Annotated in this window: 16 protein-coding genes; 3 read left to right on the top strand and 13 right to left on the bottom strand. The window is 32.8% G+C overall.

Features of this window, described 5'->3' with window-relative positions:
- Positions 1 to 45: 45 nt before the first annotated feature.
- The 12 genes from AC5ZCW_RS04160 to metG form a co-directional block, all read right to left on the bottom strand.
- On the bottom strand, positions 46 to 231 hold the full coding sequence (locus AC5ZCW_RS04160) for a hypothetical protein (protein ID WP_177211633.1): 186 nt from the start codon (positions 229 to 231) through the stop codon (positions 46 to 48).
- Positions 232 to 313: 82 nt separating this feature from the next.
- The gene (locus AC5ZCW_RS04155) at positions 314 to 832 is read right to left on the bottom strand and encodes a ferritin (RefSeq protein ID WP_008465537.1); all 519 of its coding nucleotides are present in this window, start codon (positions 830 to 832) and stop codon (positions 314 to 316) included.
- Positions 833 to 911: 79 nt separating this feature from the next.
- A complete protein-coding gene (locus tag AC5ZCW_RS04150; RefSeq protein WP_496118140.1) occupies positions 912 to 2,369 on the bottom strand; it encodes a hypothetical protein in 1,458 nt (485 codons plus the stop codon).
- A gap of 137 nt (positions 2,370 to 2,506) precedes the next feature.
- Positions 2,507 to 3,637 carry an OmpA family protein gene (locus AC5ZCW_RS04145; protein ID WP_496118138.1) on the bottom strand — a complete coding sequence of 377 codons (1,131 nt, stop codon included), beginning with the start codon at positions 3,635 to 3,637 and terminating at the stop codon, positions 2,507 to 2,509.
- Between the two features lie 166 nt (positions 3,638 to 3,803).
- A complete protein-coding gene (locus tag AC5ZCW_RS04140; RefSeq protein WP_496118136.1) occupies positions 3,804 to 5,198 on the bottom strand; it encodes a hypothetical protein in 1,395 nt (464 codons plus the stop codon).
- A gap of 31 nt (positions 5,199 to 5,229) precedes the next feature.
- Positions 5,230 to 5,859 carry a CatA-like O-acetyltransferase gene (locus AC5ZCW_RS04135; RefSeq protein WP_496118134.1) on the bottom strand — a complete coding sequence of 210 codons (630 nt, stop codon included), beginning with the start codon at positions 5,857 to 5,859 and terminating at the stop codon, positions 5,230 to 5,232.
- On the bottom strand, positions 5,859 to 6,566 hold the full coding sequence (locus tag AC5ZCW_RS04130) for an HAD family hydrolase (protein WP_281634253.1): 708 nt from the start codon (positions 6,564 to 6,566) through the stop codon (positions 5,859 to 5,861). Before AC5ZCW_RS04130 ends, AC5ZCW_RS04135 begins: the two co-directional genes overlap by 1 nt.
- 243 nt (positions 6,567 to 6,809) lie before the next feature.
- Entirely contained in the window at positions 6,810 to 7,694 is an 885-nt protein-coding gene (locus AC5ZCW_RS04125) for a DMT family transporter (protein WP_496118132.1), read from the bottom strand.
- A 115-nt stretch (positions 7,695 to 7,809) separates the two neighbouring features.
- The gene (locus AC5ZCW_RS04120; RefSeq protein WP_496118130.1) at positions 7,810 to 8,085 is read right to left on the bottom strand and encodes a hypothetical protein; all 276 of its coding nucleotides are present in this window, start codon (positions 8,083 to 8,085) and stop codon (positions 7,810 to 7,812) included.
- Between the two features lie 99 nt (positions 8,086 to 8,184).
- On the bottom strand, positions 8,185 to 9,000 hold the full coding sequence (locus AC5ZCW_RS04115) for a DUF8758 domain-containing protein (protein WP_496118128.1): 816 nt from the start codon (positions 8,998 to 9,000) through the stop codon (positions 8,185 to 8,187).
- Between the two features lie 3 nt (positions 9,001 to 9,003).
- Entirely contained in the window at positions 9,004 to 9,891 is an 888-nt protein-coding gene (locus AC5ZCW_RS04110; RefSeq protein WP_496118126.1) for a DUF488 family protein, read from the bottom strand.
- Between the two features lie 24 nt (positions 9,892 to 9,915).
- The gene (gene metG / locus AC5ZCW_RS04105) at positions 9,916 to 12,051 is read right to left on the bottom strand and encodes a methionine--tRNA ligase (protein WP_343540892.1); all 2,136 of its coding nucleotides are present in this window, start codon (positions 12,049 to 12,051) and stop codon (positions 9,916 to 9,918) included.
- A 376-nt stretch (positions 12,052 to 12,427) separates the two neighbouring features.
- Here metG and AC5ZCW_RS04100 point away from each other — a divergent pair, with 376 nt between their 5' ends.
- Positions 12,428 to 13,927: a family 43 glycosylhydrolase gene (locus AC5ZCW_RS04100; RefSeq protein ID WP_496118124.1), complete on the top strand. Its 1,500-nt coding sequence runs from the start codon at positions 12,428 to 12,430 to the stop codon at positions 13,925 to 13,927.
- A 250-nt stretch (positions 13,928 to 14,177) separates the two neighbouring features.
- A complete protein-coding gene (locus AC5ZCW_RS04095; RefSeq protein ID WP_111377641.1) occupies positions 14,178 to 14,405 on the top strand; it encodes a CDGSH iron-sulfur domain-containing protein in 228 nt (75 codons plus the stop codon).
- Between the two features lie 55 nt (positions 14,406 to 14,460).
- On the opposite strand, the gene AC5ZCW_RS04090 is transcribed toward AC5ZCW_RS04095, so the two are convergent.
- On the bottom strand, positions 14,461 to 15,363 hold the full coding sequence (locus tag AC5ZCW_RS04090; protein ID WP_496118122.1) for a PhzF family phenazine biosynthesis protein: 903 nt from the start codon (positions 15,361 to 15,363) through the stop codon (positions 14,461 to 14,463).
- 227 nt (positions 15,364 to 15,590) lie between these two features.
- Here AC5ZCW_RS04090 and AC5ZCW_RS04085 point away from each other — a divergent pair, with 227 nt between their 5' ends.
- Positions 15,591 to 16,157 (top strand): hypothetical protein, encoded by a 567-nt coding sequence (locus tag AC5ZCW_RS04085; protein ID WP_343540895.1) that lies wholly within the window; start codon positions 15,591 to 15,593, stop codon positions 16,155 to 16,157.
- Positions 16,158 to 16,164 lie beyond the last annotated feature (7 nt).

Raw genomic sequence — 16,164 nt, 5'->3', positions numbered from 1 at the left:
CTAAAAAACCCACCAGAGAAATCTGATGGGTTTTTCTATATCGCGTTAAGCAGTTTTTTTGAATAAATCAAACATAGGACAGCGTGAGCAGCGTTTCTTTTCGCTCTTTTTATATTTCTCACAGCAAGAAGATTTACAGTTTTCAATCTTCTTAATTTTATCAAGGATAGCAGCGTTTTTCTTTTTCTTTTTATCCTTTTTTTTATCCTTGTCTTTTTCTTTCTTGCTCACTTTTTCCTCTGAATTTTAAAAACAGAGACAAATATAAACCAAAAAAGTTATTTTTAAATATTCTAAATAAACTTTAACTTTTTTATTTAGGATTGATAGCAATTGAACTCGTAACTGTTAATTGCTGAATATCACGATCAAACAAATAAAGTCCGCCTTTATCATCACCAATTAAGTTGATTTTATCTAAGATAGACTTAGCTGTAGCTTCTTCTTCAATTTGTTCAGAAACGTACCATTGCAAGAAATTGTGTGTCGCGTAATCTCTTTCTTCAAAAGTAATATGAACCAATTCGTTGATAGATTTCGAAACAAAAAGTTCGTGATTGTAAAGCTCCTCAAACATTTCTTTGAAAGTAGTATAAGTTGTTTTTGGTGCTTTAAGATCTGTAACCTGAGCGTGTCCTCCGCGTTCGTTTACATACTTAACTAGTTTAAGCATATGTGCGCGCTCTTCGTCTGACTGCGTGTACATAAATTGGGAGATTCCCTCTAATCCTTGTACTTCAGCCCAACAAGCCATAGAAAGATAAGTTTGCGAAGATTCTGCTTCTATGCGGATTTGCTTGTTTAAAGCCGATTCGATATTTTTTGCTAACATAATAAGTGTCTTTTTTGTAAAATTAAGAAAAATTATCCATTACACTTTTTAGAAACCTCGAAAACATTAGACTTTAAGATTAATTCTTCTTAAAATTAATTTTCTCAAATGCAGCAGGATTTGAAAATATAGATTTGTTTATGATTGGGTTTCTATTTTCTTCCATCATGAAGCCATCAGTAAATTTTCGCATAACAAATTGTTGAGAAGCTTTGTCGTAATAGCTTAAGATGTAATAATTTTTTAATCTTAGCGTATCGTATAATTGAATGCCTTTGTTGTTGTTTAAAAAGTAAAATAAGTTTTCAATTGCTAATGGTTCTGAATGTTTGTTGCTTATGAAATCTAAATTTTCATTTAAGGCAGCATCAAAATAGACTACTTTGCTTAATGAATAATATTCACGCACTCCAAAAGTATCAGGAGAATCAGATTTAAAATAATAATCGATAGATTCTCCAAAACCACTAAAAGTGACAAAACTGTTTTTTTGATTTTTAACTACGGAAATACCAGCAGTAAGTCCGTCTAAATCTTTAAGGAATTTTGCAGTAGTTTTTAATTGCTGCGGTTTCTTGTCATTAATTTGAACAAAGAAAGGTGAGTTTTTAAATGGAATGCTATCATTTTTTGAAAACGAAAATTTTTTAATGGTATTTTTAGAATCAAAATCTTTTATTTGAAACAGTAATTCCTCTTTATTGGCCGCGACTTGAAATAGTTTTCCATCATTGTAAAATGAATTTGATGTTCGCAATGGGTTTTTGGAAACAGGCTGATCAAAAGTTCTTTCTTTCATAGCGCCAGTATTTAAATTAACCTCAAAAACTTGTGTTCGTTCTAAACGATTATCGAATGTTAAAATAAGATAATCATTAACCACATACATTTTACTTATTTGTGATGTAAAATCAATGGGATTAAGAATATCCAATTCCATCTTTTTAATCGGAAAGTGTTTGATGAGCGCATTGAAAGAAATGTTCACTTTCCCTTTATTTTTGAAAGTGAAAGTAGAAAAATCAAGCATTTTAATTTCACACTTTTGATTTTCAAATCTATACAAAAGAAGATGCTCGAAATCTATCTCTTTGGCAAGAATGTAAAAGGCATTATTATCTTGAAAAGAATTTATTATATAATCATGATTTCTTGGAAAATCAAAATTTACAGATTCTGATGTTTTGCGGTCAAGATTGTAAGTGGTAATTAAAATATTTTTATTATTTCCTGAAATCCAGTACAAGGTTGGCCTTTGTTCGGCACTAATAGTGCTGCCAATTAAATTTCGATTTGCTTCTTTTTTAATTAAATCTGTAAACTGACTCGTTAGAAATAAAGATTGATTGTATTTTAAAATGTTTATGCTCTGTTTGTCCCAGGCAAAGGCATAGATTTCTTTGTTTTTCTTGTCTTCAATATTTAAAATCTGAGTTTTTGATAAGAAGTTTATATTTAATGGTAAAGAATTTAATACTGTTTGGCTAAACAAAACTGTTTTAGAAAACAAAAGAAAAAAAAGTAGTCGTTTTTTCATAAATGTGCTTCTTAAAATATATTCAGTAGCAATTTGTTCAAATTTTATGCCGTATTTACATCATTTTAAATTTTTGAAAAATAAAAAAGCCCTTAAGAAAAAATCTTAAGGACTTTTAATCAAGTCTTAAAAAGAAGTTATTTTACAATAAAAGTAACTCTTCTAGCTAATCTTCTAGCTTCCTCAGAGTCTTTTTGAATTGAGGTATCTGCACCATTTGCAACAATATTTAAACGAGAAGAAGCAATTCCAGCTTTTTCGAAAATTGTTTTTACGTTTGTTGCTCTAATGTTAGATAGTTTTTCGTTGTATTCAGCTTTTCCAACTTGATCAGCATAACCTATAAGGTCAAGAGTAGCAGAAGGGTTTTTTCTTAAGTAGTTTAAAACAATATCAATTGCAGCTGTTGAGTTCTCAATTGGAGTTGTTTTATTAAAATCGAAGTAAACACTGAAATACTTGTCATTAATCATTTTTCTGATTAATTCATTATCATTTTGTTGTGGCGCACTTACTTGTTTTTCAACAACTACTTCTTTTTGAGCAGGTCTGTTTTTGATTTGTGATTCAAGATCTGCTACTTTGCTTTCTAAAGCAGAAATATCACTATCTTCATTAGAAATTACTGTCCAGTCTGCATGTTTTGTGTTTTTGCCTAAGTAAATGTTTAAACCAACAGTTCCGTTAAAAGCCAATCCAGAAAAACCTCTGTTGCCAGCAGCATATGCTCCCTCAAAAGTACGATCTTGAGATGCGTTTAGAATAGTTGAGAAATCACCCGTTAAAGCAACTCTGTTTGATAATCTAATTTGTCCGGTTACACCAGCAATAAAGTTACCCATTTCATCTGCACCTTTAAAATTATCGCTTCTTAATTGAGCGTATCCAAAACCAGCGTGACCTAATAAACCAATAGTGTTGGTCCATGTTTCAAAATTCATGATGCGTCCTAAGTTGGCAACAGCTTGTAAATCTACTCTGTAGTATTTTGAGTCAAAATCAATAGAGTTTCCTTTTGCTGTAAAACTGTTGTATCCAAAATCTGCTTTCAAACCAAATTTGTTGTTAAACATATAACGAACTCCTAGATCTCCAGTCCATGGGCTTACAGTATTTGTAGAATATCCATCGCTAAATGGCCGTTGAGGCTTATTTAAACCTGCTCCTAAATCTACAGACCATTTATTATACCCTTTATTGTTTTCTGTTTGTGCACGTACTCCTGTTAACGCTAAAGCTAATGCAAGAGTCATTACAATTTTTTTCATTGTTTTTAATTTTAAATTTTTGCCCAAAACAACATTAAATTGTAAGTAAAAACTTTCTTTAAAAGTCAAAAAAGTAATAAAATAAGACTATTGGCAAAAAATTAAAGAATAAGGAATGCCCCGTAAATGCAGGGTTTTTGAAGTAAGTTGTTGATAACGAATTTGTTTAATTAAAGCCGTCGGCAAATTTGCGCAAAACAATTTGTTTAGCAACCATGTCATAATAACTTAAAATGGTGTAGTTGTTTAGTTTAAGAGTACTAAAAAGTGCGGCTTCTTTATGAGAATTTAAAAAATAATAAACTTGATCGGCACCAAAAGGTTCATGCGTTTCTTTGGTTAACTCCAATTTTTTTGTCCAAATGCTTTCGAAAAAAGCAGAATAATTGGTCTCAACATTATAATAACTGTTTGATGGAAAATCTCCAAAAGGATCATTAAAATTAAAACCGTTCATTGAAAACGATTTTAAATCGCTTCCCGATCCTCCTAAAGTGATAAAGAGATTTTTTTGGTTTTTATAAACCGAAATTCCAGCATCAAGAGAAGATAATATTTTTAAAAACTTTGCTGTATTCTTTAATTGTTTGGGCGCTCGATCTTCAATTTGCATCAATAAAGGCGAATTGCTAAAACGAATAGTATCTTGTTTTGAGACTGTAAATGATTTTATAGATTCGCCAGATTCATAATCTTTTATGTCAAACAAAAGTTCGTCAGCATTTACATTGATTTGATATAATTTGTTTTCGTGGTAATAAGAGTTTGACGTTTTTGGATTTTTCGCTCCAACTGGTTTCACAAATGTTTTCTCTTTTATTTCCTGATTGTCTAAATTAATATCAAACAATTGTGTCTTTCTGAAACCTTGGTCCAAAGTTAGAATCAAACGGTTTGGAAGCGTGTAAAGTTTGCTTTTAGCACTAACTTTATACAACGGATTATACTCGCCAGCATCCATCTTCTCAATCGGATTTTCGTTCAAAATCTGATTGAATGTTTTGGGCTGTGTTTTTCTATCTATGAATTTGAAAGAACTGAAATCGAGAAACCTTTCCTCTGCCATTCCGTTTTTAAAAACAAAAGCAGTCAATGCCTGTTTTGTTTTGCTTTGGAGCAATAAATAGAAATTGTTATCTTTTTGATATTGCGTTAAGAGATAGTTGTCTTCAAGCGGAATTTGAAATTTTAATGCCCTCGAAGTTTTGTTTTCCAAGTAATATTTAATCAGAATGATTGTTTTTTCTTCTTGAGAAAACCAATATAAAGTAGGATTCCCATCTTCGCTGAAACTGTATCCCATCAAGGATCTGTTTTCGGTGTATTGGCGAGAAGTAACAAATTTATCTCTTAAGAATAAAGCGCTATTGTATTTTAATATCGAAAGACTGTCTGCGCTTGCGGCAAAAACAAATACATCGTGAGTTGTGGTATTTTCTCCCGTCATGATTTCGGACTGGCCTAATTTGTTTTTTAAATCAATGGAATAAGAAGTCAACACTGTTTGACTTAACACAACAGTACTAGAAATTAAAAACAGAAAAAGGACAATTCGTTTCATAAGTTTTTGGGCGCAAAAATCATTCCGCTTATTATTGATTCATAAGCTCTTGAAAAAGATCTACAAACTGGCCAACATGTATTCCGTCCATCAAACCGTGATGCACATAAACGGCCATCGACATGGTTCTTTTTCCAGTTTCGGAAACCATCATTTTGCCAAACGAAATTTTCGGACAGCTGTCTGGATACGTAAAACTGCGTGCATGGGTTATCGAACTAAAATTCAGCCACGGAATTGCCGAAAAATGAATCAGATTATCATCATCAAAAGATCTCGTAAAAAGCCCAGTTGTGTTTTGAATGCGTTCGATTTCAGTTAAGGCAATTTGCTCAAATGTTTTAAAATCTGGGTGATATTCAATTAAAGAAAACCCAAAAGTGCCATCTTCACGACCAATAGTTGCCGACGCATCTATTTGGTTGTTAATGTATATTTTATCTTCCGAAATTCGGTATTTAAAATTTTCAATGGCGTTTACCGCAGCCAAAGTTTTATGCAAATAGAAAATGAAAAAAGAAGCACCGATGCTTTTTGCGGTTTGATACGCTTTAGTGCAGTCGATTTCTACAGTAGCACCAAAAAAAGGCTCTTCCATTTGTTTGAAATGGGCAAAATGCTCTTTTCTATTCCAATTTTCTAGGTCTAAAAGTGTTTTCATTATAATAAATTCGGAACCACTTCTGCAATAGTTTCAAATGAACTAAAGTGTTCGTGTTCTATAGTGTGATTAATTTTTTCGTGTTCCCAAGTAGTGTGAAACGGAATGTGAACGGCATAACCGCCAATTCCTAAAACAGGCAGAACATCTGATTTTAATGAATTTCCGATCATCAAAAATTCATGTGGCTCAATATCTAATCGGCCTAAAAGTTTCTGATAATCGATTTCTTGTTTGTCTGACATTACTTCGATATGATGGAAATAATGCCCTAAACCAGAACGATGCAATTTGCTGTGTTGATCTTTTAAATCGCCTTTTGTTGCAACAACCAATTTGTATTTGCCTTTTAAAGCAGCAAGCGTTTCTTCAATTCCGTCCAAAAGCTCAATAGGTTTTTCTAATAACTCTTTTCCGTATTGAATGATCTTTTGAATGACTTCCATCGGAATGGTATTATTCGAGATATTCATTGCTGCTTCAATCATTGAAAGGATATAACCTTTAATTCCGTAACCGTACAAAGGCAGATTGGCAATTTCTATTTTAAATAATTCCTGCGAAATGCCTTGATGCGAAAGGTAATCTTCCATCAAAGCGCAAAATTTATGTTCGGTTTCTTGGAAATAAGGTTCGTTGACAAACAAAGTATCATCGGCATCAAATGCGATTACTTTTAAGTTTGGTATTTTAGTTTTATGTAACATGGTGTTTTTGTTTCAAGTTTAAGGTTTTCTTTGTTTCAGGTTTTTTTGCCACGAATTTCACGAATTATCACTAATTTTTTTTCTAATGCCTTCTGTTAAGATAGAAAATAAATCAGTTTGATCTGCAGAATCTGCGAGAGATTTTTTTGTCACAGATTATTGGGATTAAAAAGATTTTTTTTAAAAAATTAATTAATAATCTGTGTTAATCCTTTAAATCTGTGGAAATCTGTGAGCTGTTCTTTACTTAGAAAAAAGCCCTTTCAAAGAAATCGTTTTATCGTAAAATGTAATTCGGATTCCGAAAAGCAGAATGATTCCGCCGAAAACCATCTGTAAAGTTATTTGTTCTTCCAAAAACAACCAAGCTAAAATTGAGGTAATTACAGCTTGACTTAATAAACTTAGCGAAACCCTCGTTGCGCGCATGTGCTGAGTCGCATAACTAATCGAAAGCCAAGCGCATAATTGGCAAATAACAGCTTGAAGAACGAGAACAAACCATCCAGCATTTGAAAATCCGGTGAAAGGTTCGCCTAATGCGTAACATAAAATTCCTAAATAGATGCTTGAAGCGAATAAACTAATCGTCATAAAAGAAAGAACATCGACTTCTGAAAGTACATTTTTGCTGACCAAAAGATAAATGGAATACAGAATGCCCGATAAAACGGCAAATAGAAATGCTTTATCGAAGTTTAAATCGATAAAAAACTCAAAACCGACTAAAGTTACCATTCCAAATAAAGCGACCAATGTTCCAATCCAGAAATTTGTGGCAGGTTTTGCTTTCAGAAAAAAGAATGAACCTACACCAACCCAAACAGGTGATAAATTGGTTAACAATGAAGCCTGAGTCGCGCTTGATTCCTGAATGGCGATATTCCAAACGGCAACATCAGACGAGAATAAAACACCGCAAAGTATTGCCAAAAGAGCAAATTTTAGCTTTGGAAGTTTAAAGTTTCCGCTGAAAATAACATAAGGCAAAAGCAGCACTACAGCAAAAAACATTCGGTAAAAAGCCGAAATTAATCCTGGCGTTAAACGTAATTTTACCAATATCGGGAAAATAGATATGCAGAGTATACCGCAGATTAGGGCTAATCTTGGTTTGGTGAGTTTCATTGAATGAATTTTAATCGTGTATTATTTTTCAAAGATAACTTAGAAAGCGACTATTTTGAAAGGAAAAAGCGCCAATCGATTAAAAATAGTAATCGATTCACGCTTTTTTGTTGTTTTAAGCAGCTAAAATTTTACTGCAGGCTTTCTGAATTTGTTTATCCGAAAACGGTTCGAGTGTTTCGGCAAGCATTTCACTGGTTTTGATGCATTCCATCATTTTTGATCTTAGCTCTTTGTCATCTCCCAATTCTGTTTCAAGAATTCGCTTGAAAATTTCAGACAAATAATGGGGCTGTTCTCTAAAATCGCCTTCAAACCATAAGTCTGAAAGGAATTTTGCCATCGATGGCATTACATCGTGGTGTGTCGGTTTTTGATTTTCTTTAGTCATTCTCTTAAAGTTTTAATTAAAAATCCTTAAGGGTATTTTTTGCGGAGCAAACTTATAAAACAAAAACTTTATAAATAAGAAAAATCTGTATTTTTTTTGTCAAAAGAGAGAGTATTGGCTTTTTATTTTAGGATAAAAAATGCCAATAATTACAAAAGGATTATTAGATCTTCTTCTATGCCATTGCATAGTTGTTCCTAAAAAAAGATATATGTCATGTTCATTAGAAAAAGTATTAAAGTATTTATTTTTAACTTTCTTTATAGCTTCTTTTTCATTGTTATTACTCTTAGCCAAGCAATTCCAATATAATTCAAAAATTTCCCAATCTTCAATCATCAATCGGCAAGATTTGCCTTCGTCATCTTCAAATAAATAATAAAATTTATATGGTGCTTTCCTGATAATTTTTTCAGGATTACTATCAATTTCTGCAAAAAGGTTAGTTTGTTTTCTTAATTCAAGCCATTCATTTTTCCATTCTTTGGAATCATTTTCAATTTCAAAACCAGTAATTTTTGTTGGCTTAAAAGTTGCTAAGGAAATATTTGCAGGAGCTTTAGAATCATTTATAAGTTTATCTCTATTGGTATAAATATTTTTTAGACAGAAAAGTTTCCTTTCTTCCCAAAAGTTATTTGTGTTTATAGTATTATAAATTTTTATGTCGTAGTTATTTGGAGAATAACTTTCGGGACGAAAATCGTCTGTTCTTTTTTTAAGATCTAATTCTACCCAAGTATACTTTTTAAATCCGGTTTCTTTTTTTACTTGATTAAGAAAACTTAATGGAACAGGATAAATTCTTATCCAAGTTCCATCTTCTAATAATCCAGCTGTACAAACCAATTCATCATAGCTTCTAGATGGTAATGGATAAGTAGTAACCGTTATTAGAATTTTCTTTATTGGCATAAATTATAGATGCTCTAGTTTATAGTTGAAACCTTTTAAGTTTGTTATTGCTTCTGATAAATGCTTTCGATGGCATTGACAAACATCAGCTTCGAAACAAGTTAAAGCAATTCTTTTATTAGTTTTAAGCAGATTTAGAATTTCTATTTGATTATCTAATGTTTCACTTAAATTTTGTACTCTATATTTGTCAAACAAAACATCATAATCTATTTGAGATTTGAGTTCTTGCCTTTGATCAGAATCAATACCTACTTCAGGAATATGGATGTATTCTATTCCTACACCATTACAAGCATTTTTTAATTGACTTTTACTAAAGCCATACTTCATACTTAGTGCATTTTTTCTGACATCACATAGAACCTTTATATTATTTTTTATTAATTTGTTAAGATAACTTTCTAAAGATATTCCCTCATAACCAATGGTAAATAAAATAACTTCCTCGTCAAAAGATCGATAATTATTTAAGTTTTCAATTTCAGATTCACTTAAATAATTTTGTGCAATTATGCTATTTATAGCGAAATAAGGATATCTTTTATATGTAAGATTAATCAAATCTTCGCTTGTTTTATTAGCATAGATTATTCTAAAATCACTAATTATCTTTTTATCTTCTTTCGTTAATTCATTCAAATAATTTACATCGTCTTCTTTTTTCCAGGATTTATCACTTTCACTTACATTTCCATATTTTTTTAATGTAAGTAGGTCTGCGTTTGCTTGAAAAGAGAAACATCCCATTTTATATGGCACGAAATCATATGTTTTCTTTTGTCTTTGTGAACGTGTATATAGAAATAAGAGTTTTTGAAGTTGAATTTTTTCTAATTCACCTTCAAAAACCTGAATCAAAGATAGTAAGATTTTTCTTCTGTAATACATGTTTGTGATATAATTTTAAAAATCTTAATTTACTGTAGCTCCATTTGGCGCATCAGCATCTGGATTTACAAAAACCAGTTTTCCTTCGGCATTTGTTGTCATCAAGATCATTCCTTGGCTTTCAACACCACGTAAAGCTCTTGGAGCAAGGTTTGCTAATACAGAAACACGTTTTCCGATGATTTCTTCTGGTGAAAAACTTTCAGCAATTCCTGAAACAATCGTACGAACATCGATTCCTGTATCTACTTTTAGAACCAAAAGTTTGTTTGCTTTTGGCATTTTTTCAGCTTCTAAAATAGTTCCGATACGAATATCCATTTTCGCAAAATCCTCAAATTGAATTAAGTCTTTTTGTGGTTCTGCTTTTTGGTTTTCAGCAATATTTGCGGTTTTTGTCGCTTCCAATTTGTCTATTTGTTTTTGTATTTCTTCGTCTTCAATTTTAGCGAAAAGCAATTCTGCCTCACCAATTTTGTGCCCTGCCGGAATTAAATCTGAGTTTTCAGAAATGTCATTCCAACCTAATGTTTTGTCCAAAATAATATCTGTAGCTCCAGGATGGTTTTCTTTTAAGAATTTGCTAAATCCTTTAAAGTGTTCTTTCAAATCGCCTAAATTTAATATTCTTGACAATTTAGCAGCTGTAAAAGGTAAAAATGGTTCTGCCAAAACGCTCAACGCAGCAGCAATTTGCAACGCCACATACATTTGAGTTTTTACGCGTTCTGGATTGTCTTTCATTACTTTCCAAGGCTCTTCGTCTGCTAGGTACTTGTTTCCTAAACGAGCAACATTCATCAATTCGCCCAAAGCTTCACGGAATCTGTAACGTTCCACCGAACTTGAAATCACGGCTGGATACGCTTTTAATTCTGCTAAAGTTTGTTCGTCAACTTCTGTAAATTCGTTCGGCGTTGGAATAATTCCGTCATAATATTTGTTGGTTAAAACCACAACACGGTTTACGAAGTTTCCAAAAATAGCAACCAATTCGTTGTTATTTCTAGCTTGGAAATCTTTCCAAGTAAAATCGTTATCTTTTGTTTCAGGCGCATTTGATGTTAACGCATAACGCAAAACATCTTGTTTATCTGGAAACTCTTCTAAATATTCGTGTAACCAAACCGCCCAGTTTTTAGAAGTCGAAAGTTTGTTTCCTTCCAAGTTCAAAAACTCATTTGCTGGGACGTTGTCTGGTAAAATATAGCTTCCTTCAGCTTTAAGCATCGCTGGGAAAATGATACAGTGGAAAACAATATTGTCTTTTCCGATAAAGTGAACCAACTTGGTTTCTTCATCTTTCCAATATGGTTCCCAATCTTTTCCTTCGCGCGCTGCCCATTCTTTTGTAGAAGAAATGTAACCGATAGGCGCATCAAACCAAACATAAAGTTTTTTTCCTTCAGCACCTTCAACAGGAACATCAATTCCCCAATCAAGGTCACGCGTTACAGCACGAGGCTCCAATCCGCCGTCGATCCAAGATTTTACTTGTCCGTAAACGTTAGGTTTCCAGTCGTTTTTATGTCCGACTAAAATCCATTCTGTTAAGAAATCAGAATATCTATCTAAAGGTAAAAACCAGTGTTTTGTTTCTTTAAGAATAGGAGTTTCTCCCGTAATTGTCGATTTCGGATTGATCAAATCTGTCGCATTCAAAGTAGATCCGCATTTTTCGCACTGATCTCCGTAAGCTTCTGGATTATCACATTTTGGACAAGTTCCAACCACAAAACGGTCTGCTAAAAATTGATTTGCTTTTGCATCGTACAATTGCTCGGTAACTTCTTCAATAAAATCGCCTTTATCGTACAAAGTCCTAAAGAATTCTGAAGCGGTATCGTGATGGATTTTAGCAGAAGTTCTAGAATAATTGTTGAATGAAATTCCGAAATCAGCAAACGATTTACGAATAATTCCATCATATTTATCAATAACTTCTTGTGGTGTAACTCCTTCTTTCTTGGCTTTCATCGAAATTGCAACTCCGTGTTCATCGCTTCCGCAGATAAATGCTACATCTTTTCCTTGCAATCTTAAATATCTCGAATATATATCTGCAGGCACGTAAACCCCAGCCAAGTGACCAATATGAATAGGTCCGTTGGTGTAAGGTAATGCCGCCGTGATCGTATATCTCTTTGGATTCTGTGTCATAACTCAATTTTATTGAGTGCAAAAATAAGCAATAGAATTGAGATTTTAATATTACGCAGAGATTCACTGGAGTTTTTACTGAGAATTGTGATGTTTTTAATCTCGCAATCCCGATAGCTATCGGGATAAAAGGATTAAAAGGATTTTAGTTTGAAATGTGAATTGCCTCCAGCTTTAGCTGGAGGTTCTCTAGTACAAAGAGGTAGGGCTTTAGCCAAATAGTCTCATTTTTGGCTAAAGCCCTTTTGTAGCAATCTAATTATTATATCCAGCTAAAGCTGGAGGCAATTCACAAATCATTTCTAATCCTTTTAATCTGTGGCCAATTATATCTTATGGTCTTTTTGACTATATTTGAAAAAAAAATATCAGAAACATGAATAAAATATATTTAGCCATTTTAGTATTGTTTACATATTACGGTTATTCTCAATCACAATCAGAAAAGAATTTAAAGCAAGGACAATATTCAAACCCAATTTTTGCGGGAGATTATCCTGATCCGAGTTTACTGAGAGACGGAAAAGATTATTATGTCGTTCATTCTTCGTTCGATTATTACCCTGGACTTTTAATTTGGCATTCGACCGATTTGATGAATTGGGAGCCTGTAACCAATGCGCTTCATAAATATGTTGGATCCGTTTGGGCGCCCGATTTAATAAAGTACAACAATAAATATTATATCTATTTTCCTGCTAATAATACCAATTTTGTAGTTACAGCAGATTCTATCAATGGTCCGTGGAGCGAACCTGTAGATTTAAAAATCGGAAATATTGATCCTGGACATATTACAGATGATAAAGGAAATAGATTTTTGTATTTCAATAATGGAGGTTATGTTGCCTTATCAAAAGACGGACTTTCAGTAACTAGCGAATTAAAACATGTTTACGATGGATGGAAAATTCCGCGCGAATGGAGTATTGAATGTTTTTGTATGGAAGGACCAAAATTATTCAAGCGCGGAGAATATTATTATCTGACAGTTGCTGAGGGCGGAACAGCTGGCCCAGCGACAAGTCATATGGTGATTTCTGCACGATCAAAATCGCCACTTGGTCCTTGGGAAAACTCGCCTTATAACCCAATTGTACGAACCAATAGCAGTTCTGAAACTTGGTGGTCAAAAGGGCACAGTACTATTTTTGAAGATATTAACGGAAAATGGTGGATGATTTTTCACGGTTACGAAAAGGATTATTACAATTTAGGACGTCAAACTTTACTTCAGCCTGTAGAATGGACAAAAGACGGTTGGTATAAAGTTCCAGATCATATCGAAACCGATAAACCGATTGCAAAACCAGAAGGGAAAACGCTTACTGAGTTTTCTTTAAGCGATAATTTCTCAGGATCGGCTTTAAAACCGCAATGGAAGTTTTACAACGGAGTAGAAGCTTCAAGATTTAAAGTTGCGAATAGCACTTTGACTATTGAAGGAAAAGGCGACGGAGTTGGAAACAGTTCTCCTCTCGTAGTTGTTCCTGGCGGCCATTCTTATTCAGCCGAAGTTGAAATGGAAATAGAAGGTGACGCAACAGGCGGTTTAGTTCTTTTTTATGACAATAAATATTACTCAGGAATATTAGCCGATCAAAACAATATTTTGGCAAATTTGAGAGGATGGCAGTTTCCAACAGAAAAAAATACACATAATAGAAAAGTCTTTTTAAAACTTAAAAACATTAAAAATACCGTAGATATGTTTTATAGTTTAGACGGAAAAGACTGGAAAAAAATCGAAAACTCGGTAGAAGTTTCAGGATATAATCATAATGTCTTAAGCGGATTTTTGGGATTAAGAATTGGTCTTTGTTCGATTGGAAAAGGAAGTGTGAAATTTAAGAATTTTGTTTACAAGACGCTGTAGGTTTTTTTGCCACGAAGACGCGAAGACACAAAGTTCTTTTCTTAAGAATCGAAGTTTCTTAAAAAAGTCATCTATGTTGATCAACTTAAATCTTTTAATCCCGATAGCTATTGGGAGCTTGAAATAATAAACTTTGCGTCTTGGCGCCTTCGTGGCAAATCCAACATAAAATAGAACCAGTTTAAACTACGTTTCGCACTTACAAATAAAGATATATTTCGCAATCTTTGCATCCGAAAAAAACAAGTTTATGAGCAAGACAAAATTAATCATCAATAAAAACGGATCAATCAAAATTGAAGGCGATTTTGAAATCATGGATCCAGAAGGAACACTTTACGGTTTACAAGGAAGACAAGCGCTAGGACTTTGCCGTTGCGGACATTCTGCAAATAAACCATTTTGCGATGGAGCACACCGTAATAATTTCGAACACGATTCAAAAGCGTTCGATTTACCGCCAATGAAAACAAACTAAATTTTTATTTGGTTTTGAATATAAAAAAAGCTGCATTTTCTAGATGCAGCTTTTTTTATATATACAGTTCTCCTTTCATCGTTATAATCGAAGAACCACCCACCAGAATATCTTCCTCGCGATTCATAACTTCAATCATTGATGGCTGTTTTAGTTTTACGCCTTGAAGAATTTTATATTCTTTGTCAGATTTAGTGAATTTCTTTTGCGTTAAAAAACCAATTAAAGGTCCTGCTGCGGTTCCTGTTGCAGGATCTTCGTTTATACCGATTATCGGATTAAAAAATCGTGTTTCGACTATGTGGTCTAAACCTTCTTCAGCTGGGGTGAAACAATAAAATCCTTCAAAATTATATTCTTTCGAAATTTCGATTAAAAGCTGACTGTCGGGAATAAAACTGTTAAGGATCTGACTGTTTTTTATAGGAACCATGGTATGTGCAACTTCTGTTTTAACTATTGTTGGCACAAAAGCATTTACATCCAAATCTTCAATTTTTAAACCTAATGCTACTGCAATTTTGTAGGTTGGAATTTCTTGTTTGATAACCGCCGATTTCTGATGCATTTGAACAACGGGAGAAAAATTATCCAGATCAAAACTAACCGTTACTGGAATTGCCGAATGTTTCATAATTACAAAAGGCTCACTTTCATTTTGCTCATCAAAAATAGGAAGTCCTTTTAGCAAAGCACCGCAGACTGCGCCCAATAAATTATGTCCTGCGCCATCAATTTCGATTCCTGTTGGAGTAAACGAACGTACTACAAGCGATTTTTCTTTTGTAGAATAATAAACAAAGGAGGTTTCAGAATAGCGAAATTCTCTAGAAATATCCTGATAAGTTTCTAGTTTTAGATTTCCATCTGTAAAAACTACAGAAAGCGGATTCCCTTTATAGCTCTCGTTTGAGAATACGTCTAAAACGTAATATTCTAATACTTTTCTTTGACCCATACTTTTCTGTTTTTACTGCTAAACGGAGTTTGAATGCAATAAATTTACTGTTTATTCTTGTATTTCCTGAATGGGTTTTGCTTTTCGTGGTTATTTTAATATTACTTTTCCATAAAAAATTTGCTTTAGAAATCAAAAATTAGAATCAGAAAAAGTTAAAAATCAATTAGTAAACATTTCATTTTGGATTAATTCAATTAATTTTATTTCGTTGTAAATAATGTTTTATGGAAGAACTTACGCATGTTAAATCAATTATCGGAATCATTTTAGGTTTGAGTTTAACGCATCTTATAAAAGGTTCCGTAATTTTTATCCAGCATCCCGGACGCAAGAAATTTTATTTTGTGCATGCTTTATGGGTATTTTATGTATTCTTGATGCTTATTCACTTTTGGTGGTGGGAGTTTAATCTAAAATTAATCCATGAATGGTATTTTGCAGATTATTTCTTTATTATCTGCTATATCTTGATTTATTATTTGCTATGCGCCATTCTTTATCCCGACGATTTAGTAGATTATTCAGGATATGAAGATTATTTTTATTCCAGAAAAAAATGGTTTTTTTCGGTTTTGGCACTAAGTTTTGGAGCCGATATAGTCGATACGGCAATCAAAGGTGGCGATTATTTTTTATATAATCAAAGCGAATATTTTGTTCGGGTTATAAGCCATATTGTGTTGTGTTTATTTGCAATAAAAATAAATAATAAAAAGTTTCACGCTATTTTAGCTGTGCTTTTTATTGTTTACGAACTCTCGTATATATTGCGATTATTTAATGTTGAATAGATAGTAA

Source organism: Flavobacterium sp. PLA-DH12, from assembly GCF_059511845.1.
Note: the sequence above shows the minus strand (reverse complement) of the source record. Positions and strands in the feature narration are given on the sequence as shown.